This window comes from Prochlorococcus sp. MIT 1341, from assembly GCF_034092415.1.
Lineage (GTDB): Bacteria > Cyanobacteriota > Cyanobacteriia > PCC-6307 > Cyanobiaceae > AG-363-P08.
The window spans coordinates 94,442-118,863 of sequence record NZ_CP139304.1; the positions used below are offsets into that span (position 1 = coordinate 94,442).

The 24,422-nt window shown below is 41.2% G+C and carries 25 protein-coding genes; 12 read left to right on the forward strand and 13 right to left on the reverse strand.

The genetic code is table 11. The features are described from left to right. Window positions 1–3 precede the first annotated feature (3 nt). The 4 genes from SOI84_RS00460 (at window position 4) to secF (ending at window position 3,953) form a co-directional block, all read left to right on the forward strand. Entirely contained in the window at window positions 4–264 is a 261-nt protein-coding gene (locus SOI84_RS00460) for a DUF3082 domain-containing protein (protein ID WP_320674453.1), read from the forward strand. 200 nt (window positions 265–464) lie between these two features. Further along, window positions 465–1,448, forward strand: coding sequence for a pyruvate dehydrogenase complex E1 component subunit beta (locus SOI84_RS00465; RefSeq protein WP_320674454.1), 984 nt, complete (start codon window positions 465–467; stop codon window positions 1,446–1,448). Window positions 1,449–1,451: 3 nt separating this feature from the next. After that, the gene (gene secD, locus SOI84_RS00470; RefSeq protein ID WP_320674455.1) at window positions 1,452–2,930 is read left to right on the forward strand and encodes a protein translocase subunit SecD; all 1,479 of its coding nucleotides are present in this window, start codon (window positions 1,452–1,454) and stop codon (window positions 2,928–2,930) included. Window positions 2,931–2,942: 12 nt separating this feature from the next. Next, window positions 2,943–3,953, forward strand: a complete 1,011-nt coding sequence (gene secF, locus SOI84_RS00475) for a protein translocase subunit SecF (protein ID WP_320674456.1) — start codon at window positions 2,943–2,945, stop codon at window positions 3,951–3,953. 243 nt (window positions 3,954–4,196) lie between these two features. Here secF and SOI84_RS00480 read toward each other — a convergent pair whose 3' ends face one another. Genes SOI84_RS00480 through mnmH form a run of 4 tightly spaced genes read right to left on the reverse strand, consistent with a single transcriptional unit; the run spans window position 4,197 to window position 7,783 of the window. Beyond that, window positions 4,197–5,195 carry an AI-2E family transporter gene (locus SOI84_RS00480; RefSeq protein WP_320674457.1) on the reverse strand — a complete coding sequence of 333 codons (999 nt, stop codon included), beginning with the start codon at window positions 5,193–5,195 and terminating at the stop codon, window positions 4,197–4,199. Next, window positions 5,192–6,265, reverse strand: coding sequence for an AI-2E family transporter (locus SOI84_RS00485; protein WP_320674458.1), 1,074 nt, complete (start codon window positions 6,263–6,265; stop codon window positions 5,192–5,194). Before SOI84_RS00485 ends, SOI84_RS00480 begins: the two co-directional genes overlap by 4 nt. Before the next feature lie 10 nt (window positions 6,266–6,275). After that, the gene (psb28, locus tag SOI84_RS00490) at window positions 6,276–6,668 is read right to left on the reverse strand and encodes a photosystem II reaction center protein Psb28 (protein ID WP_320674459.1); all 393 of its coding nucleotides are present in this window, start codon (window positions 6,666–6,668) and stop codon (window positions 6,276–6,278) included. Between the two features lie 56 nt (window positions 6,669–6,724). Next, window positions 6,725–7,783, reverse strand: a complete 1,059-nt coding sequence (gene mnmH, locus SOI84_RS00495; protein WP_320674460.1) for a tRNA 2-selenouridine(34) synthase MnmH — start codon at window positions 7,781–7,783, stop codon at window positions 6,725–6,727. 42 nt (window positions 7,784–7,825) lie between these two features. On the opposite strand from mnmH, the gene SOI84_RS00500 reads away from it, so the two are divergent. Together SOI84_RS00500 and SOI84_RS00505 are read left to right on the forward strand one after the other, a co-directional pair. After that, entirely contained in the window at window positions 7,826–8,542 is a 717-nt protein-coding gene (locus SOI84_RS00500; RefSeq protein ID WP_320674461.1) for a GUN4 domain-containing protein, read from the forward strand. A 113-nt stretch (window positions 8,543–8,655) separates the two neighbouring features. After that, a complete protein-coding gene (locus tag SOI84_RS00505; protein ID WP_320675474.1) occupies window positions 8,656–9,117 on the forward strand; it encodes an ATP-binding protein in 462 nt (153 codons plus the stop codon). Here the strand turns inward: SOI84_RS00505 and SOI84_RS00510 are convergent. The 3 genes from SOI84_RS00510 to glnA form a co-directional block, all read right to left on the reverse strand. Continuing rightward, entirely contained in the window at window positions 9,077–9,325 is a 249-nt protein-coding gene (locus SOI84_RS00510) for a DUF6439 family protein (protein ID WP_320674462.1), read from the reverse strand. The two genes, SOI84_RS00505 and SOI84_RS00510, sit on opposite strands and share 41 nt — an antisense overlap. Before the next feature lie 14 nt (window positions 9,326–9,339). Next, window positions 9,340–10,413, reverse strand: a complete 1,074-nt coding sequence (locus SOI84_RS00515) for a class I SAM-dependent methyltransferase (protein WP_320674463.1) — start codon at window positions 10,411–10,413, stop codon at window positions 9,340–9,342. A 603-nt stretch (window positions 10,414–11,016) separates the two neighbouring features. Then, the gene (gene glnA / locus SOI84_RS00520; protein ID WP_320674464.1) at window positions 11,017–12,438 is read right to left on the reverse strand and encodes a type I glutamate--ammonia ligase; all 1,422 of its coding nucleotides are present in this window, start codon (window positions 12,436–12,438) and stop codon (window positions 11,017–11,019) included. Window positions 12,439–12,700: 262 nt separating this feature from the next. Between glnA and SOI84_RS00525 the strand changes: the two genes are divergently transcribed. Further along, the gene (locus SOI84_RS00525; RefSeq protein ID WP_320674465.1) at window positions 12,701–13,885 is read left to right on the forward strand and encodes an alanine--glyoxylate aminotransferase family protein; all 1,185 of its coding nucleotides are present in this window, start codon (window positions 12,701–12,703) and stop codon (window positions 13,883–13,885) included. On the opposite strand, the gene SOI84_RS00530 is transcribed toward SOI84_RS00525, so the two are convergent. Further along, window positions 13,827–14,300, reverse strand: a complete 474-nt coding sequence (locus SOI84_RS00530; RefSeq protein ID WP_320675475.1) for a nucleoside deaminase — start codon at window positions 14,298–14,300, stop codon at window positions 13,827–13,829. The two genes, SOI84_RS00525 and SOI84_RS00530, sit on opposite strands and share 59 nt — an antisense overlap. Window positions 14,301–14,420: 120 nt before the next feature. Between SOI84_RS00530 and SOI84_RS00535 the strand changes: the two genes are divergently transcribed. Next, a complete protein-coding gene (locus SOI84_RS00535) occupies window positions 14,421–15,833 on the forward strand; it encodes a pyridoxal phosphate-dependent decarboxylase family protein (RefSeq protein WP_320674466.1) in 1,413 nt (470 codons plus the stop codon). An 87-nt stretch (window positions 15,834–15,920) separates the two neighbouring features. On the opposite strand, the gene SOI84_RS00540 is transcribed toward SOI84_RS00535, so the two are convergent. Genes SOI84_RS00540 through SOI84_RS00550 form a run of 3 tightly spaced genes read right to left on the reverse strand, consistent with a single transcriptional unit; the run spans window position 15,921 to window position 18,635 of the window. Next, window positions 15,921–17,531, reverse strand: a complete 1,611-nt coding sequence (locus tag SOI84_RS00540) for a YcjF family protein (protein WP_320674467.1) — start codon at window positions 17,529–17,531, stop codon at window positions 15,921–15,923. 55 nt (window positions 17,532–17,586) lie between these two features. Then, window positions 17,587–18,066: a signal peptidase II gene (lspA, locus tag SOI84_RS00545; RefSeq protein ID WP_320674468.1), complete on the reverse strand. Its 480-nt coding sequence runs from the start codon at window positions 18,064–18,066 to the stop codon at window positions 17,587–17,589. Further along, window positions 18,063–18,635: a biotin transporter BioY gene (locus SOI84_RS00550; RefSeq protein WP_320675476.1), complete on the reverse strand. Its 573-nt coding sequence runs from the start codon at window positions 18,633–18,635 to the stop codon at window positions 18,063–18,065. Before SOI84_RS00550 ends, lspA begins: the two co-directional genes overlap by 4 nt. Before the next feature lie 56 nt (window positions 18,636–18,691). On the opposite strand from SOI84_RS00550, the gene SOI84_RS00555 reads away from it, so the two are divergent. After that, the gene (locus SOI84_RS00555; RefSeq protein WP_320674469.1) at window positions 18,692–18,904 is read left to right on the forward strand and encodes an NAD(P)H dehydrogenase assembly family protein; all 213 of its coding nucleotides are present in this window, start codon (window positions 18,692–18,694) and stop codon (window positions 18,902–18,904) included. 29 nt (window positions 18,905–18,933) lie between these two features. On the opposite strand, the gene SOI84_RS00560 is transcribed toward SOI84_RS00555, so the two are convergent. Continuing rightward, the gene (locus SOI84_RS00560; protein WP_320674470.1) at window positions 18,934–20,199 is read right to left on the reverse strand and encodes a pitrilysin family protein; all 1,266 of its coding nucleotides are present in this window, start codon (window positions 20,197–20,199) and stop codon (window positions 18,934–18,936) included. Then, window positions 20,196–21,548, reverse strand: coding sequence for a pitrilysin family protein (locus SOI84_RS00565; RefSeq protein ID WP_320674471.1), 1,353 nt, complete (start codon window positions 21,546–21,548; stop codon window positions 20,196–20,198). Before SOI84_RS00565 ends, SOI84_RS00560 begins: the two co-directional genes overlap by 4 nt. Here SOI84_RS00565 and SOI84_RS00570 point away from each other — a divergent pair. The 3 genes from SOI84_RS00570 (at window position 21,507) to devC (ending at window position 24,324) form a co-directional block, all read left to right on the forward strand. Continuing rightward, the gene (locus SOI84_RS00570) at window positions 21,507–22,250 is read left to right on the forward strand and encodes a phycocyanobilin:ferredoxin oxidoreductase (protein WP_320675477.1); all 744 of its coding nucleotides are present in this window, start codon (window positions 21,507–21,509) and stop codon (window positions 22,248–22,250) included. The two genes, SOI84_RS00565 and SOI84_RS00570, sit on opposite strands and share 42 nt — an antisense overlap. A gap of 65 nt (window positions 22,251–22,315) precedes the next feature. Beyond that, window positions 22,316–23,155, forward strand: a complete 840-nt coding sequence (locus SOI84_RS00575) for an efflux RND transporter periplasmic adaptor subunit (protein WP_320675478.1) — start codon at window positions 22,316–22,318, stop codon at window positions 23,153–23,155. Further along, window positions 23,152–24,324 (forward strand): ABC transporter permease DevC, encoded by a 1,173-nt coding sequence (devC, locus tag SOI84_RS00580; protein WP_414153598.1) that lies wholly within the window; start codon window positions 23,152–23,154, stop codon window positions 24,322–24,324. Before SOI84_RS00575 ends, devC begins: the two co-directional genes overlap by 4 nt. The last annotated feature ends 98 nt before the right edge of the window (window positions 24,325–24,422 follow it).

The following is a 24,422-nucleotide window of genomic DNA, read 5'->3' on the forward strand; positions in this document are numbered from 1 at the left end:
CCAATGAGTTATCTGTCAGGGGCTATTACTAGTGGTGTTTTTGCTTGGTTGTGCCTTGGTCTTAGTAAAAGAGCAGTTACCTATTTTTCTATCCATCAACCTAGCTACACATCAGCAATCGCTCAAAGTATTGCTTCGGCGATTAAAACATTGGTTATAGGTATGAGTTTTTTAGCGACCTTTACATTCGCTTTTATTGGCTTGGGGTTAACTCTTGTTTTTCTTCGCGAATTGATTCCTGGCAAGGAAGCCGATTCTTCCTAATGTTTGAACACTGACTCTTGAGTGCCAATCAGAGGCTCTGAATATGAACTTTCATGATCTAGGAATGTTGGTCTTACTGTTGAGCCCAGGCATGCTCATTTCAGTTTTGTTGTTGACCACTTTTGCGGCAGGAGGCTAATTAGCCCCTCGTTGAGATAGTTTGGCTTCGTTACCCTTCTTATTGGGATTGCAGCTGAGCTGTGAAAGGAACAATTCTTTTTAACGCACTTCGTGAAGCCATCGATGAAGAGATGGCTAGAGATTCTCTTGTCTGCGTGATGGGAGAAGATGTTGGCCACTACGGTGGTTCTTACAAGGTCACCAAGGACCTTTGTGAGAAATATGGTGAACTAAGGGTCCTAGATACCCCTATCGCTGAGAACAGCTTTACAGGGATGGCGGTAGGAGCTGCGATGACCGGTTTACGTCCGATTGTCGAAGGCATGAATATGGGATTCCTCTTGCTCGCTTTTAATCAGATTTCTAACAACATGGGAATGTTGAGATATACCAGTGGGGGGAATTACACAATTCCGACAGTAGTAAGAGGTCCTGGGGGCGTTGGCAGACAACTTGGAGCAGAGCATAGCCAACGTTTGGAGGCTTATTTTCATGCTGTCCCGGGGATAAAAATTGTTGCTTGCAGTACTCCTACTAATGCCAAGGGCCTAATGAAGGCTGCGATTAGAGATAACAACCCTGTTCTGTTTTTTGAGCATGTTTTGCTTTATAACCTCACTGAGGAAATCCCTTCAGGGGAATATGTATGCGCTTTGGATCAGGCTGATTTAGTAAAAGAGGGGAAAGATGTGACAATTCTTACTTATTCGCGTATGCGTCATCATTGCCTGAAGGCCATTGAGCTCTTGGAGAGTGAAAATATCGATGTAGAGCTAATTGATTTAATTAGTCTTAAGCCTTTTGACATGGATACAATTAAACGTTCAATTGCTAAAACTAATAGGGTGATAATTGTTGAAGAATGTATGAAAACAGGAGGCATTGCAGCTGAGTTGATTTCTTTGATTACAGAGGAATGCTTTGATGATTTGGATGCTCCTCCAGTAAGGCTTTCCAGTCAGGATATTCCAACCCCATACAATGGGAAATTAGAGAACCTCACTATTATCCAACCCCACCAGATTGTCGATGCCACAAAGGAAATTGTTAGCAAGAGGATTTAATTAATGGCCCGTCAGCAGGGATGGTTTGCATTAATACTTGCTCTTGCGATTTCGGCAGCATCTGTATGCTTGAACTTTCCGTTACAGCTAGGCCTTGATTTCCGTGGAGGAAGTCAGTTGACGTTGGAAGTTCAACCTGCTGGTGACATTCAACAAGTGAAGTCTGAGCAGCTTGAGGCTGTTAAATCGGTTTTGGACCGACGGGTAAATGGTTTAGGTGTTGCTGAATCTACCCTTCAGACTATCGGAGAAGACCAATTGGTTTTGCAGCTTCCTGGTGAGCAGGATCCTTCACGGGCTGCGAAGGTCTTAGGTGAGACAGCCTTGCTTGAATTTCGTGCACAAAGAGCAGGAACTGAGGATGAGATAAGGACCTTGCAAAGGCTTAGGAACCAAGCAAATAGTGTTTTAGAACTTGCAAAATCTAAAGATGATGGAAAAGCTATCTCTGATGATGAGCTTAATAGAGATCAGTTGTCTTCAGCACAACGATCTTTAGGCATAGACATAAACACTGATAATGAAATTGACCAGATTGAGGAACTTCTAGAAAAGGTAAATGAGAAAATTGTTTCTTTATTTGAACCTGCATTCTTAACTGGAAAAGATCTAATAACAGCTGGACGACAGCAAGAGCAGAATATTTCCGGATGGGAAGTGACTCTTACTTTTAACAGGGAAGGGGCTGAGAAATTCGCTCAACTTACTCAATCAATTGCCGGTACAGATCGCTTGCTAGGAATTGTTCTGGATGGATACTCAATAAGTGAGGCAACTGTTGGCGAACAATTTAAGACAGCAGGAATAACAGGCGGCGCAGCAACAATTAGTGGACGGTTTTCCGCTGAGGAGGCAAGAGATTTAGAGGTTCAGTTAAGAGGTGGTTCTTTGCCTCTGCCAGTTAGGGTGCTTGAGGTTAGATCTATTGGCCCAACTTTGGGAGCTGAAAATATTCGGAGAAGTCTTATTGCGGCACTTTCGGGACTTGTCTTGGTAGCTTTATTTATGTTGCTGTCCTACCGCCTTGCTGGCCTTGTAGCCGTCCTTGCATTAAGTCTTTACGCACTCTTTAACTTGGCAGCATATTCATTGATCCCAGTGACACTTACATTGCCAGGGATCGCAGGGTTTATTCTTAGTATTGGCATGGCAGTAGATGCAAATGTTCTTATTTTCGAACGAGTTAAGGATGAATTGCGGCGAGGAAATACACTCATACGCTCTATAGAGACTGGCTTCTCTCAGGCATTTTCTTCCATTGTTGACGGACATATAACAACTTTAATTAGTTGTGGAGCATTGTTCTTTTTGGGTACGGGTCTTGTTAAAGGCTTTGCTGCAACACTTGGCATTGGTGTGATATTTAGCCTCTTTACGGCTTTGAGTTGTACGCGAACATTGCTTAGGTTTTTGATGAGTTATCAGGCCCTAAGGCGCCCAACAAATTTCTTACCAATTAGTGAGCTTCCTTCCTCAATTTGATTATTAATTAGCATGAAATCATCACCCTCTAACACAAGAATTCGATTACGCCTCTGTCGTAATCGGCGTTTAATCTGGCTTATATCTGGCACATGTATTTTTCTAAGTGCTTTAGGACTAATACTTTGTATTCTCAATCCATCGATCAAAGCCCCGCTAAGACCGGGGCTTGATTTTACAGGTGGTACTCAGATTCAACTTGAACGCAATTGTGATAATGAATGTGGTTTAATAAATAGTAAACTATTAGAGGACTCTATAAAATCAACAATCTTATTCTCTGAAGAAGACAATGTAACAACTGATTTGTCTTCAGCTAGAGTTCAGATTCTTGACAGTGGGAAGTCAGTAGTTCTTAGATTACCATTTATTTCCGCCACACAAAGTAATCAAATCATCGAGAAAATTAAACCTCTAATAGGTCAAATTCAAGGGGGAAGTGAATCTATTGAGACTATTGGACCAAGTTTAGGTGGTCAGCTACTTAGGAGTAGTTTGATCTCATTATTGGTAGCCTTTTCTGGAATTGCCTTATATATAACCTTTAGATATGACAGGCTTTATGCATTTTTGGCTCTTATTGCCCTTGGTCATGATGTTTTAATTGTATGTGGAATCTTTGCCTGGTTGGGGATTGCAATTAATTTAGAAGTAGAAAGTCTTTTTGCTGTTGCTCTACTTACTATTGCTGGTTATTCTGTTAATGATACTGTAGTTGTTTTTGACCGTATTCGAGAGAGGAGTCGTTATGACTCCTCTCTTTCTCTTGCAGAGCAAATTGACAGAGCTGTTTCTGCAACATTAACTAGAACGCTATATACAAGTGGCACAACACTTCTGCCGCTAATTGCGTTGATTCTCTTTGGTGGATCTACTCTTTATTGGTTTGCTGTTGCTTTATCTTTGGGTGTGCTAGTTGGTAGCTGGTCAAGTATCGCTCTTGCACCTTCATTGCTAAGCCTTAGAGAAACAGCCGCCAAAGGTCCTGAAACACTTGATGATTCCCTTTCAGTTAATGAATAAAGTGATTCGAAATGGACCTTATTTATTAGATAGGTTGACCCCGTTTTTGTTACTAGCTTTTGCCTTTTGGGATCTAAGAGTAGAAGTCAGATTGCTCTTAGACAATTTCACTATAACTTCTCTTGTTTATGCTTTTAGGCATCATGCCTTAGCTATAATAGTTTTAATTTCCACTCCATCTATTTTTAAGCATTATGGATTATTAGAAAGTCGGATTACCCGTAGGTAATAGTTATAAGTATTCTATAACTTATCCATTACTTGTTTTACAAGTATTTTTTGCATCCCAACTTGTAGAACAACAGCTAGAGGAAGAGCTAATAGTACTCCAGGTAGTCCAAGCAGTGCTCCTAGACTTAGTTGCGAGGTCAAGGCTACTGTTGGAAGTAAATTTACAGTCCTTCGAAGTAAAAGAGGAGTAAGCAGGAAGGCTTCGAAGTTTTGAAGTGCCAACCTAAGAATTAACACCTGAATCATTAATGATGGTGATATCAGAAGGGATACCCCTAATGGAAGTAGACTTGCTGCGGTTGGTCCAATTATTGGGACAAAGGTTAGAATTCCGCAAATAAGTGCACTTAGTAGAGCTAGAGGTACTTTTAGAAAGGAAAGTCCCGCCCATGTAAGCAAGAAAACACTTATGGCGGAAATTGTCATTCCACTAAGCCAACCTCCAAGAGCATTTCTACATTGATCAAGTAATTCTTCAACTGTTTTCCGTTTACTTCTTGGGGTTGCTGAAATCAATATTTTTCGATGAGCATTTGGATCTAAAGCAAGTAAGATTGCTAGGAGAACTGTTAGAAGTAATTGAAAAATGCTGTTAGCTGCGCCTCCTGCGAACCCAAGTAATTTGTTGCTTATAGGTTGTATATTTTCCCAGCTGATCTTTTCAGGAAATGAGTTTTCAAGGTTTAAGAGTCTTAGTTCTCCTGAGAGAATTGATTTAAGCTTGTCAATTAGATTAGGGGCTAGATTCTCTAAGTCTTTAGTTTGAATGATTAATTCTGGAGCAAGAAAAGTATAAACTACAGATCCTCCTATTAATAACAGAATAAGGACTATTCCTAGAGCAGGTTTCCGACTTAATTTGATGAACCTCTGAATTTTTTTTATGAGGACATCAAAACCTACAGAGATTACTACTGCTCCAAAGATAATGAGAAGAACCCAACGCAATTGCCATGCTAGGAATGCTGATGTGATTAGAGTTAATGTTGTTATTAAAGACTTTGAATTCACTGTTCTCTAAGTTTCTTTTTCCATGGATCAAGTAAATCATGTATAAGGATTTCCCGAATCATGACTTGCAGTACGACTGCAAGTGGTAGAGCAAGAAAGAGACCTAAAGGACCAAATAAAATGGCAAAGGTAAATTGTGCAGTTAGAGTTAGTCCTGGTAGAAGCTTTACTTGATGTTGCATCACTGATGGGGTGATTAAATAGCTTTCAAGATTTTGAATCAATACATACAAACCCACTACTGCAACTGCTTTCCATGGAGCATCCAATAGGGCTACTGAGATTGGGAAAATGGTACTAATAGTTGGGCCAACATTGGGTATTATGTTTAGAATTCCAGCTAGAATAGCATTTGCCATTACTAACTTTACTCCTAATACTGAGAGTCCAATCCCAGCAAGTAAAGCAACACATATTGAACTTATCAATACTCCTACCATCCAATCACTGAGTGAATTACCACATTCTAAAAGTATCTTTCTAGCTCTTCTTCTGTAGAATGATGGAACTAGTTGGATAGCTACCTCGCGATATGATTTTGGTTGTATTGATATCATTAATGCGATTGAAATTACAAAAATGAACTGTATTAATCCATTCCCAAGATTTCCTGCAATACCCAATATTTTTTGAATTCCTTGGCTGACTCCAGAAGCCAAGGATGTGCTATCAGGAAATGTAAATAAATTATCAGAAGTTGTCCAACTTTGTTCTAAAGCATTGTTTCCGTAAACCAAAGAGGATATTTGACTAATACTACTTAAGGCGATTACCCAAAGTTTTCGCCCAGCCTCGGGCAGTTGTCTAATAATCTGTTGAAATTCTTCTGTAAAAGGAGGAACAATGAGAGCTAATGCAGTGCATATTATTAATAGTAAACTAGTTAAGCATATTGTAAGAGCTATTAGTCTTGGCATCCTCCATCGTGATCGAAGTTGGTTGACAAGGGTGCAAATCGCCATGGCTAATACAATTCCGGCGAAAAGATGAATAAGTAAATCTCTTAATCTCCACAACAAAACTCCACAAGCCAAGAGGATTGCTAGAGAGAGCCATTGTGGAAATTTCACGTTTTACTGCTCACTCGTTAGATTGTTTGTCGCCTGTTTGGGTATAGCCCAATCCATGACTTTGTGCGTATCTCTCAGCAAAGCGCATGAATCTCTGAAAATCAGCATCAGATTTCCAGGTATATATGGCTTCAATTGCATTTGGACTGCCATTGACAAAACGAGCCTTTACTTCGCGTGTAATTAGCTCACCTTCTTCATCTATGAGGATCATTCCAATGATTTCACCTATTTGTTCAGGGTTGATCAAGGCCTCAGGTTGGTCGAAGCTGAAGAACGCCTGACCTGTACGACCGTCTCTGCTTCTGGTAAGCCTTATTTCAGGTACAGCTTTTTCATCAGTTCCACGAAAGAATTGAATCGACGCAGAAGAGCTTGAATTGGTCACAGATCCCCGCGACATAATTTGATCAATGGATTTTAAAGGGGAATCTTTTGGAATGAGGGTTTGATTGCTGGTTAAATTGTTTCAAGAAGAAGTTTTTTTGCGGCTTTTGTTGGATTCAGTCCAGACACGTTTATGGATATTCTTGATGGCGCGTTGTCTAGTTGGTGGTCATAACACCTGTCGTAGTAATTGATTATCTCTTTGCAAGCCTCTGCCCAATCCTCTTCATGAATTGAGGCGATCGCTCTACTTGTTCGTTGAGGCCCTAGCCTTCGAGCAATTCTTAATGTTGCTTCTTCCAATGAATGCTTGCCAAAATGGCTATAAACCTCGACAAGTTTTTCTATACGTTCTTTTTCTGTACGAGTTATTTCAAGAATAGGCGCTTTTTTCATTTGTTGAAAAAGGAGATGAGGGATGCGGCAGAGACCCAAATTCGCACTCTCATCTTCTAGCCATATTTTTGTAGCTTGTTTGTCTATACACTTTTGTAGTTCTTCAGCTAATAGGTTCTCAAATTGTTCACTTGTGGGTTGTTTAGGTAGCCCAAATCCTCCAAAGCTACTGCCACGATGATTGGCTACTCCTTCAAGATCTATAACTGCTTCACCTTGCTTTTCTAGGGCAATTAGCAGGTCTGTTTTTCCTGTGCCAGTCCTTCCACCAATAAGCTTTAGCGAAAAGCTTTTTCCGAATTGTTCAAGGGCCCAGTTCCTATAGCTTTTATATCCTCCATTAAGAAGAATTGGATTTAGATCAATAAGTTCGGCTAACCAGGCCATGCTGGAAGATCTCATACCACCTCTCCAGCAATAAATACGGATTTGGTTTGGATGATTTCCTTTTGTGGTTATACCTTCGGTACGTGCGATTTTTAGTAGAGAGCTTGCAAGTCTTTCCATTTTCGGACCTGTGTACTTAAGTCCAAGAAGTATCGCTTTTTCTCTTCCTGCTTTTTTATATGTTTTTCCAACTTCCTTTCGCTCTTCATCGCTAAATAGAGGAAGGTTTATTGATCCAGGGTAATGTCCTTGAGAGAATTCTGAAGGACTTCGAACATCTACTAGAGGTCCGTTCGTAACGCGGAATTGCTTTAATGGATAAACAGAATGAATTCCGATGCCTGACATAGTAGGTAAAGGTAGAAACAATGGTTAGGTAGGTTGCTTTCTATGGTCTCTGCATCTTCTTCAGCTAACAGTCCCAGTATTAATGAGCTATTAGAGAAGTTCAAGTCTTCCTCGGTGCGTCAGAAAAGAACCTTGATCAAGGAAGTTGAGAAGAGGTCTGCCGAAATTGCTGGATTAGGAGAAGAAGGACTCATAGCTTTTAATCCTGAAAGTGATGATTGGGCAGCTGGCTGGATTTTGCAAATTTTGCATCGTCATGAACCCGAAGCGCTAAAGAAGATTTTGAGTCGAAAATCTTCTGGTTGGTTTAATGCGCCTTCTTCAATTGGGATTGATTATGCACCTTTGCAAGAAGCATTACTTGAAGAGCGTTTTGAAGATGCAGATCGACTGACTAGTTCCACCTTGAGGAAGTTGGCAGGTATCAATGCGGAAAATAGAGGTTACGTTTATTTCACTGAAGTTGCTGTTATGGCTGGGCTCGATCTTGTGACTATTGATCGCTTATGGATTGCTTATTCACAAGGTAGGTTTGGATTTTCAGTTCAAGCTCGTATTTTGAAGGCGTTAAATGGTCGCTATGATCGCCTTTGGCCTCGCATAGGTTGGAAAAAAGATGCGGTCTGGACAAGATACCCAACTTCATTTACATGGAGTTTGGATGCACCTGAAGGCCATATGCCTTTAGTGAATCAGCTCCGGGGTGTAAGGCTTATAGATGCAATCTTGAACCATCCTTCATTATCAGAGAGATGCTAGGGATGGGATCGGGTTTCAGCATCTACCTGAATTGTTTTTGACAGTTATGGTCAAAAATATACCAATTGCTGTTTTTAATGGCTTCCGGCTCATATAAGGCTGTTTGTCCATTGATGAGGGGTTTGGGTTGCTTTCGCAGCCGTACATTTCGTTGGTCAGTTTTTCGTTTCCCCTCAACTCTGCAGTTATCTCCTTATTTGAAAAAATTGCTTGAGCCAGTTAAATGTGAAGAAACTCTTTTGCGTCTTGAACTAGGCCTTCATGAGGCAATGGTAAATGCGGTCAAACATGGGAATTCTCAAGACCCAAGGAAGTTTTTACGAGTTCGCAGAATTTTGACCCCTAACTGGTTTGTGTGGCAGATACAAGACGAGGGGAAGGGTTTGCCCCATTCAAAAAGATACGGATGCTTACCCTCTGAGTTGGATTCTGATCGAGGGCGGGGACTTTTTTTAATTCACAAATGCTTCGATGATGTTCGTTGGAGTAACAGGGGTAATCGTCTCCAGCTTTCTTCCAGAAGAAAGAAAACCTTTATCGATGAGGACAGCCAGGATCCTTCAGTTCTCCCTTGAGCCATTTAATGGCTTGTATAGATAATGCTTCCACGTCAGAACGCTTTCCTTGCTGAAGTAATTGAAGAAGTGCCCCAGAAAGGAGTTCTGCAGCTCGACAATCTGAATCAGATTTTAGTTGGTGCCAATTCTTATGGTTAAGAGTTAACTCACTATGAAGCTCTTTGGCAAGATCTTTTGTTTTGGTAGACCACTTTTGTTTAGTCATTTTAGCTGAAAAGTTTAACTTTCTTGGTTGAACGGCTTGTTGCAAGACCATACTCTTGTCATGAAGAATGATTCTGCTTCTATATTTTCAAAACCACTTTTCAAGAGCTTAGAGTCAATGTCATCGTTAATATAATCACGATAAAATGGCTCATGAAATACTTTGTAGAAATTATCAAGCACCAGTTTGAATTTGGGAGAGTCATCTAATTGCACTGAGTCTGCAATAACAAATACACCACCTGGCTCAAGTACCCTCCAGCATTCTTTTAGGACTTTTTCTCTAATATTTAAGGGTAATTCATGAAGTAAATATACACATGTCACTCCTTGTATACTTGCTGTTTCAAAGGGAAGCTGTTCAGCATTCCCCCTTATCAACTGTACTAAACGGTTATTATGAGTATTTAATGACCTATTCGCTTTACGTAAATATGCCAGTGATAAGTCAACCCCAATAAGCTCTATTCCAGGCTCTGCCCTTGCAATTTGTTGTAGTGTTCGCCCTGTTCCTGTGGCTACATCGAGTAGTTTTATGCTTGATCTTTTCCTTGAATTAAAGCTCTTAAGACCTTTCTTTAAAGGAGCTAATATTCTTCTTCGCATTGCATCTGCAGTGCCATTAAATAAGATTTCAACCTGTAAGTCATATAAATTAGCGGAGTGGTTGCTTAAATATCCATCTGTTTGGTGATGGAAATTTTGAAGGTAGTAATCGGGGAATTTAGCTTTGTCTATCTCATTGGGGAGATCATGAATTTTATTTCCTTTCCGCCTTTCCCATGTAGAAGGCAGGTCAAGCCAGACTAATGGGTAATTTCCTGCCCAATCAAGCCATGGGGCCTCGAAAAGCTGTGCTTTTGGGTAAATACCATCTTCGGCGTCTTGCCAGTCAGAATCCTCGAGGTGATTAATGGATTTGCGTAGCTCGAAAAGTAGTTCTCTTGAGATTGGCTGAAGGTTTGGGACGGCACTTGGTGCAAGTATCTCCATTATTTTTGTACTAAGGCTTTTGTGAGCTAATCCAGCAAGACTCTTGCTGAACTGGAGAGTCTTATAAGCAAGTTTGGTTAGTTCTGGTTCTGCCATGAAATTGGTTTGATTAACTTTTCTGCTATAGGGGCTTTGCTTGAGCAAAAAAACTGTAAGAGAGATTCAAAATACGCTAACAAAACTATCAAATAATTGTTTGGAGTAGAGATTATGTAACTTGTCAATTGGTCTGAGTGATCAATCAAGAGGTGAGAAGCTCATCTTTTACAGCTTCTCAAAGAGATCTGATGGATCGCTTCTTTAATCTCTTTCCAATTATGCTGAGGCTCTAATTTTTTTAGTTCTGAAAAATGCTTATTAATTAAATTTACTAATGCCGATGATTGAATGCATACTTCCTTATGGTTTCTTTCTCGAATTGCTTGTTCAAGTAGTTCGATTTTAGTATTTGTTTTAATTAGCTTTTCCTGTGCTGTTATGTTTATGATATCTCTTCGAGGGAGGGCTAAGGTTTGAGAGAAGAAGAGGTAGAGGATCAGTAGATAGAATGGTGCAAAATTTCTCATAAAAAATAGACTAAGGCAATTATTCGACTTTTTTATTTCTATTGAATTATAAGAAAAGATATGCCTGGCCTTTATAAGGTAAGACTAGGCAAGCCTTTCGATTTAAAAATTAGATCACTAATAATTTGGATGACTATGCGTCATAGTACATAACAAATTCATGTGGATGTGGACGCTGACGAAGTTGCTGGACCTCTTCATACTTAATGTCTATCCAATTTTCTATGAAGTCCTCGGTAAATACACCACCTTCTGTGAGATATTTGTTGTCAGACTTTAGGGCGGTTAATGCTCCATTTAGTGAAGATGGAACTGTTGCGATGTTTGCCAGCTTTTCTGCAGGGAGTTCAAATAAATCAACATCTACGCCATCACCAGGGTCAATCTGGTTCTTAATCCCATCTATTCCAGCCATCATCATGGCACTGAAAGCGAGATATGGATTGGCCATTGCATCTCCAGGGCGGAATTCAAATCGCTTAGCTTTAGGGCTTGGTCCAGTTAAAGGGATTCGAACTGCTGCAGACCTGTTCCCTTGTGAATAGACGAGATTTACGGGCGCTTCAAAACCTGGTACAAGTCGCTTGTAGCTATTAGTTGTTGGATTGGTAAAAGCTAGGAAGGAGGGTGCATGCTTAAGAATTCCACCTATATACCAACGCGCAGTTTGTGACAAATTCGCGTATGTTCCTTCTCCAAAGAAGAGAGGTTGGCCTCCTTTCCAAAGGCTTTGGTGAACATGCATGCCAGTTCCATTATCATTAAAGACAGGCTTTGGCATAAATGTTGCAGTTTTCCCATATTTACGTGCAACGTTTCTGACTACGTATTTGTAAGTCATTACATTGTCAGCTGCATTGATCAACTCTGCAAACTTCATTCCAAGTTCGTGTTGACCAGCTCCAGCGACTTCATGATGGTGTTTTTCTATAGGGATACCCAATTCGCCCATTAGAAGTAGCATCTCAGACCTGATGTCCTGGGCAGTATCATTTGGCGCTACGGGGAAATACCCTTCCTTGATTTGGATTTTGTAGGCGAGATTTCCACCTTCTTCAATCCTTCCTGTGTTCCAGGGGGCTTCAATTGTGTCAACGCTATAAAAGCAGCCCCCTTCACTTGAGTTGTAACGAACATCATCGAATATGAAAAACTCTGGCTCTGCTCCAAAAAAGGCAGTATCTGCTAGTCCTGTACTTCCAAGATATGTGAGGGCTTTTTGAGCCAGGGCTCTAGGACATCTTGAATATGGTTCTCCACTACGAGGCTCTTGTATGGAGCAAATCAGACTGAGAGTCTTGTGTTTGTAAAACGGGTCTATCCAGGCGGTGCTGGCATCAGGGACCATTGCCATGTCTGATTCATTGATAGCCTTCCAGCCACGAATGGAAGAGCCATCAAAAGCGAGACCAGTTTTAAAACTTTCCTCTTCAACCATGTCAGCTGTGACTGTTAGGTGCTGCCATTTCCCATGAAGATCAGTGAATTTCAGGTCAATTAGTTCTATGCCTTGGTCTTTTATTTGGCGGAGAACGTCTTGGGAGGATTTGTTCATATCAAAAGTACTTCTGAATTAATTAGGTATTACATAGAAACTAGAGAGACCTGACCCTTTTGTTTTGTATCAACAAGTACTTTTTTAAAACACCAAAGGCTTGTTTTTGGTCCTCAATTACCTAAACCCCTTTCAGGGCAAGAGATTTGAGCTTTTGAATGGTTTTTGTTTTTAGAAGTTGCCATTGCAATCCCTCAAAAAAATTCGCGTGAGGAAATCCGTCAGCGTAGGCTTTAGGAAATCACTCCACTAATCAAGAGTCTTGTCGAAGACGCAATACTTCCCAAAAATTGACCGAAGTCACAAAAAGGACTTCAAGCCAATTTCTGTCCCTGAGCGTCTATTGCTTGGACCAGGTCCTTCTAATTCTCACCCGGATGTCCTACGGGCAATAGCTCAACCTCCAATTGGACATCTTGACCCTTATTACATTGATTTAATGGGGGAGGTGCAGGATTTGCTCAGGTATGTCTGGCAGACAGACAATCGCCTTACCCTTCCAATGAGTGGAACTGGTAGTTCTGCTATGGAGGCAACATTCGCGAATTGCATAGAGGCAGGCGAAAAAGTATTAGTTGCCATAAACGGTTACTTCGGGAACCGAATGGCAGACATGGCAAGCAGGTATAGAGCTGAAGTTGTAACTTTTGAAAAAGAATGGGGAGAGGCTTTCTCTTTAGCGGAGGTTGAGGAGGCTCTGGCGACTCATCGCCCAGTAATTCTTGCAATGGTCCATGCAGAGACCTCAACAGGAGTTTGTCAGCCTATGGATGGGATAGGAGATCTATGTAGAAAATATGATTGTCTTTTGCTCCTCGATACAGTTACTTCTCTTGGTGGAGTTCCCCTTTTCCTAGACAAATGGAAAATTGACTTAGCTTATAGCTGTAGTCAGAAGGGTTTGAGTTGTCCTCCTGGTCTTGGACCTTTCACTATGGGACCTCGTGCAGAAGCGAAGCTCTCTAATAGAGCTGGGAAGGTCCCAAATTGGTATCTGGATGTTTCGCTGTTAAATCAATATTGGGGTAGTGACAGGGTTTACCACCACACTGCCCCTGTCAATATGAATTTTGGGATGAGGGAAGCATTAAGACTTTTAGCTGAGGAGGGGATTGAAAATGCCTGGGAAAGGCATAGAAAAAATGCTTATAAGCTTTGGAATGGCTTGGAACGTCTAGGGCTTGTTCTTCATGTCCCTGAGGACTTGAGATTGCCGACTCTTACAACTGTAGTTATTCCTGATGGTGTAAATGGCAAAGCCTTTAGTAGTCACTTGCTTAAAAAATATGGAGTTGAAATTGGTGGTGGATTGGGTTCTCTTGCTGGAAAGGTTTGGAGAATTGGGTTGATGGGTTACAACGCCACACCAGAAAATGTTGAGTATTTGCTCAACTTGTTTGATTCTGAACTTCCAAGTTTTCGCGAGACGCTTTCCTCCTCTGCTTAAACCATTTCTGAAGGTGATTTCGGGCTTCTTCTTCCATAACTCCACTCTCGACAATCATGCGATGGTGAGCGCTTTTGTGACTCGCTAAATTAATTGTTCCCCCAAGGCCACCTCTTTTTAAATCTTGAGCAGCAAAAATTACTTTTCCCATTCGGGCTTGTATTAATGCACCTGCACACATCGTGCATGGTTCTAGCGTCACAATTAATGTGCAGTCGTTGAAGCGCCAGTCGCTTTTAAGAAGTGCAGCCTGTCTAAGAGCCATTAATTCTGCATGCCCTAGAGGATCGCGAGACCTCTCTCTGGTGTTGCAGCCATGGCCAATGCATTTCCCATTATTGTCAAGTATTACGGCACAAACAGGAACCTCTCCAGCCATGCCAAGAATTTTGGCTCTATTAAGCAGGCGCTTCATCCATGAATCGATTGCTTCTTTAGATAGTTCAGAGGGCTTTGACAAGAGCTCAAAATTATCGCTTGTTGATATCGCAGATTGCCATGAGGAGCCAGAATGAGATCTGAACAAGGTTAGTTCTTGGCTGGCACTACACAAATCAAGCCGGTCACTTCGTTGGCGTTATTTGCTTCGCCAGATGTTGTGGACCCAACTCTGCAGTCTTTTTTGCAGGATGCTAGTGCTCGACTGTGCCAATGGTTTGGTGAGGCAACCGAAAGAGGTCCATTGCCAGCGGATATTTCCCTCCCTTCAGTTAGGCCTGATAAGAGAGGCCTTCCCTTTGCCGCTTTGCTTGATGAGCTTCAGGTTGTAATGGAGGGGGCGTATCAGCCTCTTCATCCTGGTGCTCTGGCACACTTAGACCCTCCACCTTTAACAGCATCGATTGCAGCAGATTTGATTTGCTCGGGACTTAATAACAATCTTTTAGCTGAAGAATTATCGCCAAGTCTTTCTCGATTGGAAAGAGAAATCTGTAGATGGTTCGCAGATACCTTGGGATTACCTTCTGGTTCAGGGGGCGTAGCGGCCAGTGGGGGTAGTTTGAGCAACCTAATGGCTCTTGTGGCTGCTCGTAATATTGCTGGATTGAGGGATGACTCAATGGCAGTAGTAGTTGCAAGTGAAGACTCCCATGTGTCTCTTTTGAAAGCTATTCGTGTAATGGGGTTAATGGATGACGCTTTGGAGCTGATACCTACAGACGATCAAGGAATGATGTTGCTTGACCTTCTTAGAGATCGTTTGGACCTTCTTAAGGAGAATGGACGCAAATGTTTTGCCGTAGTTGGAACTGCAGGCACTACTGCTCGTGGAGCGGTAGACCCTTTAGTGGAATTAAGAGAAATTTGCTCTAAACAAGGTATTTGGTTACATGTAGATGCCGCTATTGGTGGCGTTTTTGCTTTATCCGAACAAACTTCACAACTGGTAAATGGAATCGCGAAGGCTGATTCAATAACCTTGAATCCTCAGAAAGTTCTTGGGATACCAAAAACATCTTCATTGTTGCTTGTAGCAGATTTATCTCATCTCTCAAACACCTTTTCTACTGGACTGCCTTATATGGAGCCTGCCTGGAGTGAATCACATGGAGGTGAATTAGGGCTTCAGGGGTCTAAACCTGCTGAAGTCCTCAAGCTTTGGTTAGGTCTCCGTCAGTTAGGAGAGGAAGGGATAAATGATTTGCTTGTTAGTGCAATAAATCGTCGTTGTTTTCTAAATGCAAAATTAGATGCTTCTAGTTTCAATATTCTTGGCGGGCCTTTGCACTTAATAACTTTTACTCCAAAAAATATTGATCAAAAGAAATCTTTACTTTGGTCGGCTACTACAAGAGAGGCTTTGTTGAATCAAAAATTTATGCTTTCAAGGCACTCTTATAAGGGAAAGTATTATCTCAAGGCAGTGCTAGGTAATCCAAATACAAAAAGTATTCATCTTGAGAACCTAGCGAAAATTTTGAATGATTCTTTGCAGAAGAAAAGCTGATGACTAAAACTTCATTTAGGAGCCGATGGGTTGCATTAATAACGGGAACTTTCTCGGTATTGATAGGAGTTGTCTATCTGTTGATGATCACTCTTCTGGATTCTCGAGGTCCCATGCTTCCACCTCCCCCCGAGGCTTTGGGCGTGGTGGTAGCCGACGCCGCTTTCTATCTTGGTGCATTGGTTCCACGACTCTTTTGAGGGCAAGTTCTAAAAACTTCTCCATAGATGTTTTACGGCTGTTTAAGTTGTAGTGTTTCTGTACAACTTCCTGAATACCTCCATCACCCCAGTCTTGATCCTGTTGGAAGTAGGTTATGAAGCTTTCTCCTGCTACACGTGTAAGCCATGCTGCTGCAACACCTTGTACTGATCTGCTAAGAATTAACGTAGGTATACTTAAACTTAGCGTGGCTTCAATAATAGTTATTCCACCTTTTATAACACCTAATCCTGCAAGGGTTCTTCCAACAGAAATAGCAAGTTCTTGTGCGCGTGCCCGGGTTATCTCGATTCCATAGACTTTCGCTATCTCCATAACCATTTGTGCGTTAACAGCGGCTGTTCCAAGAAGATCTACTCCTGGTAATGGAGTAGCCATAACTACACCACCGGTTATCCAGCTGTAACGTTCTATACAATTAATTGCCTCGATTTTTCTTTGTCTATCTAGTAAACGTCTACCTGCATCTCCTAAATGCCTGCACTGAAGGAGGATATTATCCGCGAGAAGTTCTTCTCCTTCTGAATGAAGAACACTCGCGAGTCTTTGGACTAAGGAATTCACCTCGGCTGGTGGTTGTAATGGTTTTAATCCTGGTCTTGGGACGGATTGTGGAGCTGCGCTGACAGGAATTATGTCTTCAGGCTTTATTAATCCTCTGCATCTAGATCTAAGAACTGAAAGTAGTTTTCTTTCTTCTTCTTCCCCACGTAAATCACATTTGTTGAGTGCTAACAGAAGCCTCTTTCCAAGGTTGCTAAGACTTTGAATGATTCTCAATTCTGAAGCCCGTAAGTCTCCATCCACGACCACAACCATTAAATCGGACTGGCTGGCAATTTTTCTGGCTTGTTTTTCTCGATCTAGGCCATCCTTCCCTGCTTCTAATACGCCAGGAGTATCAATTAATTTAAGTCCTCGGTCGAACCCTTTTAAACGAAGCCTATAAGATTTACTTGTAGTTGTTGAACCCATCGCCGCTCCGACTTTGCCAACAATTTCATTTAGTAATGCTCTTATTAATGATGTTTTACCACTAGATCCTGTACCGAAAATTACCACTACAAGGTCACCACGGGCAAGTTCTTGTCCGACCCTTCTTCGTTCTTCGACTAAACCTTTTCTTGAGATATTGTCTTGTAGGTATTCAATTAGCCGGTCAATACTTTGAAGACTTTGTTGGGCCGCATGACGCCTACTCTTAGGTAAATCTATAACATCTTTCCTTTTTCTTTTTAGCCATGGTTTTTTATTTTGAAGTTCCTTTAGCCAAGGGTGACCTACTTGGATTATAAGGATAACTATTAGTACTGTCCCTAAAAATAATACAGGACCAACTAACCAATATGGGAGGAAAAGTTCTAGGGAATATTTCAGCTCATAGAAAACCCTCAGTAGTGAACCAATAACTCCCCCGATAATGAGAAGAGCTAATAGTGCGATACAGATTAGTAGAACTAGGCGTTTCCTAGACATAAGTTTTACTTAGAAGGTTAGGTAAATGAATTGTGCCCTTTGAATTAACATGCCTTTATATTTGTTGCTTTTTTTGCCGCATCCTTAGAGTATTTATAGCAAAACAAATAACTGCTATATTAATTGCAATATCAGCCACATTGAAAATTGGGAAATTAATTGGGATTATCTCTAGAAAATCCGTCACTTCTTTATAAAGCCAACGGTCAATTCCATTGCCAATTGTTCCACCAAGTAGAAAAGCTCCTGCTATACCCTCCCAAAAGTGAAGTGATTTGATGCGAATTAACCAGAAAATTAGTAAAGTGCTAACTATCAAACTAAGTATCGCTAGTAATGAAGTCGAATTCTTAAATAAACTAAAAGCAGCTCCAGTATTTTTAACAAGACGAAGTTGAATAAGGCCAGGAATTAATTTTGTTGTAACTCCTCCTAAAAGTTCTCTACGTGCGAATGCTTTGCTCGCTTGGTCTAAGGTCACCACCAAGAAAGTTATTGTAAATATTAAGTTGGTCTTTAAAAGACTTCGTCTCATTCGATGAATAGCAGTCGCCTCAGAATTAGTGCAAGGATTCCAACACTGGTGCACAGAGCAATTTGTGTGGGTAGTGGTCCGAGCGTATAGCTAAAAATTAATTCTGCAAGGCTGTATGGCCAACGACCTAGTAGATAACCAGAGATAAGATTGAGTATCCCAACAAGTTGTATGCAAAATAATCCAGCAAGGGCTGATAGGGGTAAAGAAAAAATTGTATCCATTCCTTTCTGTTGGGCCAGTCGACCAGCAAACCATGCTGCTGGGATGAACCCCACTAGGTAACCAAATCCAGGATTGTTTATATAGTTGATGTTGCCTCCCCCATTGAACACAGGAAGGTGTACGAGCCCAATCGTTATGTATGCAACTGCAGCTATTACTCCTGATCTAGGCCCTGTTACAAGGGAACAAAGAAGCACTGCTGGAACCTGCCAAGTGCTTGGGAGATTTAATACCACTGGAGATTGTGCTGTACTAGGGATGAAAAGGCCAACAGGCATTAACCCCCCTGCAAGAATCATTGTTAAACCGGCTATGGCACCGATCCATGTAACTAGGGCTCTCAATAGATAACTACATCTCTTCCCATCCTGCATTAGTCCCTTCATATTTCCTAGTTCTTATGAGTTTCAAAGTTGGTGACCAGGTTTCTTTAAAAGCCCCCTTGCCTTATTTAAAAACCGCTGATTCCATGCCTATGCTCAGGCCACCTGATCTTGTCTCTCCAGAAGAGGTTGGAAGAGTGAAAGGATTGCGAGCTCTTGGTGTCGTCGAGGTCCTTTTCCGTAGGGGATGTTTTCTGATCTCTGAAGATCGATTGAAGTTGGTTTCCTAATTGTTATTTGTCAGGGTGCTCAACAAACCCTAATCAATATTGTCTAGCCAGTAATTAGCAAGCCTTTCAAGGCTACCTTTTGGTCCACAAAGGCTTAATAGTGGTTTTTTTAGATGTCTACTTGCTATATCTTGAAGGTTTTTTCCGTTAAGTTTTTTGATTGCTTGATTACATTTAAGGTCATAGTCAATAGGTAAATCAAAGGCAGTTAATATCGCTTGTCTTTCTGCACGTTGACTTGAGGTCTGGATGCTATGAGCAATCTGCCCTTCATATTTTGCTTTTGCTAGGGAAAGATCATTTTCTGAGAGTGGACTCTCAACTAGGCCCCGCCAAGAATCAAGCAGAAGTTTCAGTGTGAGAAGAGCTTTTTCTTCGCTTGTTGAAGCATGCATTACAAATGGAGCATTTTTTTCTCTTGTTGGGTGATGAACTCCCACGTCATATGCGACTCCGTGCTCTTCTCTTAGCCTTCTGAAAAGAAGGCTAGACATTCCTGAACTTAGGTGACAATTTATTAGACGTAGTCCTAGATCATCTTTGTGACCATGAGCAATTGTTGCTTGTCCCAGCATTATTACGATTTGACTAGTGGCTTCGGGGAGTATTTTTAGGTTGCTAATAGATTCTTCATTAGTGAAGTTTGAACAGGTTTTATTTATTTCTTTTGAGTTATCATTTTGTTCAAGAAGTAATGAATTGAATGGGGCCGTTTGATGTATTTTTTCTTCAAGTTCTTTGTTAATTGTTCCTGCTATTACAAGTGTTGATGGTCTTTGTCTTAGTTGATTTGCTAATGGTATTAGTTCTTTTCTTCCTATTTGTAGTAAATCATCTTTTATTCCTAAGGGGTCATGTCCATATGGACCTTTTCCATATGCCAGGTTACGCCAACCATCAAATGCAAGGTGAAAAGAATTCTCTTTTTGTCTTTGTAATGCCTGCAGGCTTAGTTCTTTTTCTAAAAGAACTTGGTTGCCTTCTAGGTGCGGATCACTAATCATCCATCCGATTATTGGTATAAGTTCTAATGCATCTCTTTCAGCACATTTCAGACTTATAAGTAATCCATCTTCGCTGACGTCGCACCTCAATCCTGCTCCACACCCCTCGACTAAATCAGCTAGAGAAATTTCGTTGTAAGGTCCACACCCCCTACTTAGTACTGCTCCTAGAAGTTGGTGTGCCCCTTTCTGATTTATTGGGTCGGCCCGACTACCACCTTTTACCCACAGCTTTGCAGATGTTACTCCTGGCGATTTTGAAGGAATAAAAATTAAACCAAAACGATTCATATCTGATTACCTGAAGGCCTTGCTATAAGTGTGAATCCCTGGCTTGGTTGAAGTATTCCTAGGATATTTTCTTGTAATGTTTTTGAGTTCCAATAGGGAATATGTTTTAGGGGATCTAAAAGTGAATGATCTCGATCCCATAGACTTTGACTACCTGCTTGATTGGCAACATGACAAGCTGCTTCGAGATTGAAATACATTCCATTCCTCACAAGACAGTAAGAACGTTGGATTTCTTTTTCTCTAATAGGTGAGCTAATTGTTTCCTTAAGTACCTTAGAGATTTCTTGCTCTACGTTTTCAAGTTGATCTTCTTTACATAATGCTTCAAGCATTACTAGACTTCCCTGTTCTAAAACTGTTAGGTCCATATCTACACATTCAACAAGTTGTAAGTTTTCTCTTAGATGTTTAACCAACCGACTTCGCCTACCCTCGGCTAATAGTGAGGTTGCGATGTCAGCACCCATAATCATTTTTTGATCTTTTGCAGGGGAAAGTTGCCAAGCAATCATTAATCGAGCTGTTTCCAATCTTGGGATAATGATCTCTTTACGTCCCTTGCAAAACCCTAAAGAGGGTGATTGAATCGCGTTGTTTCTTTCAGTTGCTTTTTTAGGCAACTTTGCAAGCAGACTTTTCTTTAAAACATGATCAATCCCTTTAGGGATTGATCCGCTAATAGCTAGGCAACAATTTTCTCCTGTGTAGTGTTGTCGGTGAAATGCGCGCATTTGCGCGGGGTTAAGTCGCTGAAGGCTTGCTTCTTTGCCTAGGATTGATCGGCCGTAAGGATGTTGTGGCCAACAACTTTCTAAAAGTTTTTGAAAAGCCTGTTCATCTGGCTGATCTTTGTACTGCGCTATTTCTTCAAGGACTACTTCTCGTTCTAAGCAAAAGGCCTCTTGATCTATTTTAGGAGTTAGGACAAGGTTTAGTAAGAGCTCCAGAGCCTGTAATGCTGACTTTGATGGTACAAGGACATAGAAATGAACATCATCAAACCCAGTTGCTGCATTGCTGCTACCACCAAGGGCCTCAATTTGTAGATCAAACTCCCCTGCCTCTAGGCTAGAGCTTCCTTTGAAGACCATGTGTTCAAGGAAGTGTGCAAGTCCTTCCTCTCCAGGATTCTCAAAAGCACTCCCTGCTCGACACCAGAGGTCCAAACAAGTTAGAGGAGTATCTGGAATCGAGGCCATGACTATCTTGGCTCCGTTTTTCAGAGACCAATGAATCAGCCTTGTACTGTCTTCGGTCAATTTTGCCTGTGATGCACGGCAAACCCCATTCTGATCCTTTTCGAAATCGTGGTGCTTCAACTCTCGATTAATGGAGATGGTCTTCATCCATTGGTGGAGTCTCTTGCTGAACGCATTCAACAGCGTAGATGCGAACTGCCTGAATTGCGTCAGATAACACTTGATTCAGATCTAGCTGCCATTACCGGAACCTTAGATGGAGAAGAGATTTTTCTCTGGAATGAAATTCACCTTTGCAAAGGGATGCGCAAATTACATCTTGAAATTGCGATCCTTGGCTCGGGGTTGCAGATTCTCCATTGCGTGTTTTTCCCTGACCCTAATTTTGATTTGCCCATTTTTGGCACAGATGTTGTAGTTGGGTCAGCAGGTGTTTCGGCTGCAATTGTTGATCTTTCCCCTGTTACAGGGATCCTTCCAAATGAATTAACCCTTCAATTGGAAAAACTCTCGATTCCAAGCTTTAAGCAAGTTAGAGATTTACCCTCCTGGGGCTCTATTTTTTCCCCTTATGTCAAATTTATTAGACCGGCTAATAGATTTGAAGAGTCTTGTTTTTTGGAATTGGTTGATGACTATTTGAGTTGTCTTCTAGCTGAACTTTATCGGTCAAGTGCTGATCGATTAGATACAACCTCTACCATGAACAGATATAAGGGTCAGCTGAACTATTGCAATCAACAGAAACGCAACGACAAGACAAGGCGAATACTCAAGAAAGCCTTTGGTACCCAATGGGCAGAGCGTTATATCGAGGAGGTTTTGTTCGATATGCCTTTAGCGCCTTAATGAGAGCAAGGCTCATTTCCTTTGGTATTAGGAGTATAGGAGCCATTGCTTTACTAGGAGGTTGTATGAGCCTTCCAATTAGTGAGCCTCAATCAACTACTTCTTTTGAAGAGGAAGTGGTTCAGCCTTTAAGGTCAGTTGCTGCCCTTGGTCAATTGGAGCCTGCTGGAGATGTGCGTCGCCTTGCTTCGCCAGTAAGTGGGTTTGGGGGAACTCCAAGAGTTCTTCGGTTGAATGTTCGTGAAGGAGATGAGGTTAAGAAAGGTCAGGTGCTAGCTGTATTTGATAGTCGCCCCAGAATACTTGCTGATTTAGATGGTATAAAGGCTCGTATTGATAGGGTTGAGGTTGAGATAGATTTGAAAGAGAAAGAGGTCTCGAGATATGAAAAAGCAGCTTCTCAAGGGGCTACTTCATTAGTTTTATTAGAGGAGAAATATAATCAATTGCAAACTTTAAAAGGACTTTTAAAAGAATATTTAGCTGAATCTCGTGGTTTAGAAGTTGACCTTCAAGATAGTGAATTGAAGACTCCAATAGATGGTGTGGTCCTCAGGATTCATACCCAGGAGGGAGAAAGATCTGGCAATGAAGGAGTTCTTGAGGTTGGCGCTAATAAAATTATGGAAGCTTTAATAGAGGTTTACGAGTCAGATGTTAATAGGGTTCAGATTGGACAGAGAGTTGAATTAATTAGTGAGAATGGGGGGTTTCGAGGAACTTTGTTTGGAAATGTTCAAAGGATAAGTCCACAGGTTCGTCAGCGGAGGGTTCTTTCTACTGATCCAACTGGTGATGCTGATGCAAGGGTCGTTGAGGTGAGGATTTCCTTAGATCCCAAATCTGCATCTTTGGTTACTCAACTGACAGGAATGAAAGTTATTGCTCGTTTTCAAGAATTGTGAGAACTTCTGTTTTCAGAAAGAGAAGAATTCCTTTGGCGTGGTTATTGCTTACTCGCCAGCCTTTCAGATTGTTGGTTGCACTCGCAGGAATATGTTTTGCTGGGATTCTAATGTTCATGCAACTTGGTTTTCGGGAAGGGCTTTTTGATGCAAGCGTGACAGTTCATCGTTTATTTGATGCTGATTTGGTAATGATGAGTCCTCGCTCAATGAGTTCAATAAGTATGAGCGGATTCCCTCAGCGACGTCTTGTCCAAGCAATGGCGCATAAGGATGTTCAGGGAATTACTCCGGTTAATTGGAACTTTTTACTTTGGCGAAATCCTAAGACACTTTCTACTAGGTCAATTCTCGTCTTGGGCTTTGAGCCAAGTAACTCCTTATTTAAAGATCCAACACTTAGGGAGAAATCTCAAGCACTTAAAAGTTATAGGCGGGTTTTATTTGATGAACGGTCTCGGAGTGAATTTGGTCCTATTAAAGATTGGTTTCTTCAAGGACGTGTGATTGAGACGGAATTAGCTGGTAAGAGAGTAAGAGTTGAAGGTTTAGTTAGTCTTGGTCCCTCTTTTGGAGCTGATGGTAACCTTCTAACAAGCAGAGAAACATTTTTGGAATTGCTCCCTAGCACTCCTCCAGGGAGCATAGAGATTGGATTGATAAGGCTCAGTCAAGATGCAAACCCCAAAAAAGTGGCTGCTTCTATTAAGAAAAGCTTGCCTTCCGATGTGAAAATTCTTACCAGAAAAGGTTTTATTGACTTTGAGAAGAATTATTGGAGAAGTAGTACTTCAATTGGGTTCATTTTTAGCCTTGGAGCTGCGATGGGATTTGTAGTTGGTTCTGTGATTGTTTATCAAATCCTTTATAGCGATGTAAGTGACCATCTCGCTGAATATGCCACTTTGATGGCGATGGGCTACAAATTGAAAACACTTTTTGGCGTGGTAGCTCGTGAGGGTGTCTTGTTGGCAATCATGGGTTTCGTCCCTGCTTATGCGGCTGGAGAGGGCTTGTATGCACTTGTGAGGAATTCAACTAATCTTCCAGTTGCTATGGATTTGGAGAGAACTATTTTTGTCTTCACTTTGATTCTGTTTATGTGCATGGGATCCGCTTTATTGGCAATGCGTAGATTGGTTGATGCTGACCCTGCAGAGATTTTTTAAATGAAACATTTATAATAGTCGCTTCTAAGCCATTCGTTTTCCTGAAGGACTTACCTTTTTGAACCTAAGGATAAATTCCTCATAGGATTATAGAATGT

Bases quoted from the DNA above. Each gene is read 5' to 3' on its own strand.
- SOI84_RS00460 (WP_320674453.1), top strand. From the start codon at position 4: ATGAGTTATCTGTCAGGGGCTATTACTAGTGGTGTTTTTGCTTGGTTG.
- secD (WP_320674455.1), top strand. From the start codon at position 1,452: ATGGCCCGTCAGCAGGGATGGTTTGCATTAATACTTGCTCTTGCGATT.
- secF (WP_320674456.1), top strand. From the start codon at position 2,943: ATGAAATCATCACCCTCTAACACAAGAATTCGATTACGCCTCTGTCGT.
- psb28 (WP_320674459.1), bottom strand. From the start codon at position 6,668: ATGTCGCGGGGATCTGTGACCAATTCAAGCTCTTCTGCGTCGATTCAA.
- mnmH (WP_320674460.1), bottom strand. From the start codon at position 7,783: ATGTCAGGCATCGGAATTCATTCTGTTTATCCATTAAAGCAATTCCGC.
- SOI84_RS00500 (WP_320674461.1), top strand. From the start codon at position 7,826: ATGGTCTCTGCATCTTCTTCAGCTAACAGTCCCAGTATTAATGAGCTA.
- SOI84_RS00505 (WP_320675474.1), top strand. From the start codon at position 8,656: ATGAGGGGTTTGGGTTGCTTTCGCAGCCGTACATTTCGTTGGTCAGTT.
- SOI84_RS00510 (WP_320674462.1), bottom strand. From the start codon at position 9,325: ATGACTAAACAAAAGTGGTCTACCAAAACAAAAGATCTTGCCAAAGAG.
- SOI84_RS00515 (WP_320674463.1), bottom strand. From the start codon at position 10,413: ATGGCAGAACCAGAACTAACCAAACTTGCTTATAAGACTCTCCAGTTC.
- glnA (WP_320674464.1), bottom strand. From the start codon at position 12,438: ATGAACAAATCCTCCCAAGACGTTCTCCGCCAAATAAAAGACCAAGGC.
- SOI84_RS00530 (WP_320675475.1), bottom strand. From the start codon at position 14,300: ATGAAGCGCCTGCTTAATAGAGCCAAAATTCTTGGCATGGCTGGAGAG.
- SOI84_RS00540 (WP_320674467.1), bottom strand. From the start codon at position 17,531: ATGTCTAGGAAACGCCTAGTTCTACTAATCTGTATCGCACTATTAGCT.
- lspA (WP_320674468.1), bottom strand. From the start codon at position 18,066: ATGAGACGAAGTCTTTTAAAGACCAACTTAATATTTACAATAACTTTC.
- SOI84_RS00555 (WP_320674469.1), top strand. From the start codon at position 18,692: ATGAGTTTCAAAGTTGGTGACCAGGTTTCTTTAAAAGCCCCCTTGCCT.
- SOI84_RS00560 (WP_320674470.1), bottom strand. From the start codon at position 20,199: ATGAATCGTTTTGGTTTAATTTTTATTCCTTCAAAATCGCCAGGAGTA.
- SOI84_RS00565 (WP_320674471.1), bottom strand. From the start codon at position 21,548: ATGAAGACCATCTCCATTAATCGAGAGTTGAAGCACCACGATTTCGAA.
- SOI84_RS00575 (WP_320675478.1), top strand. From the start codon at position 22,316: ATGAGCCTTCCAATTAGTGAGCCTCAATCAACTACTTCTTTTGAAGAG.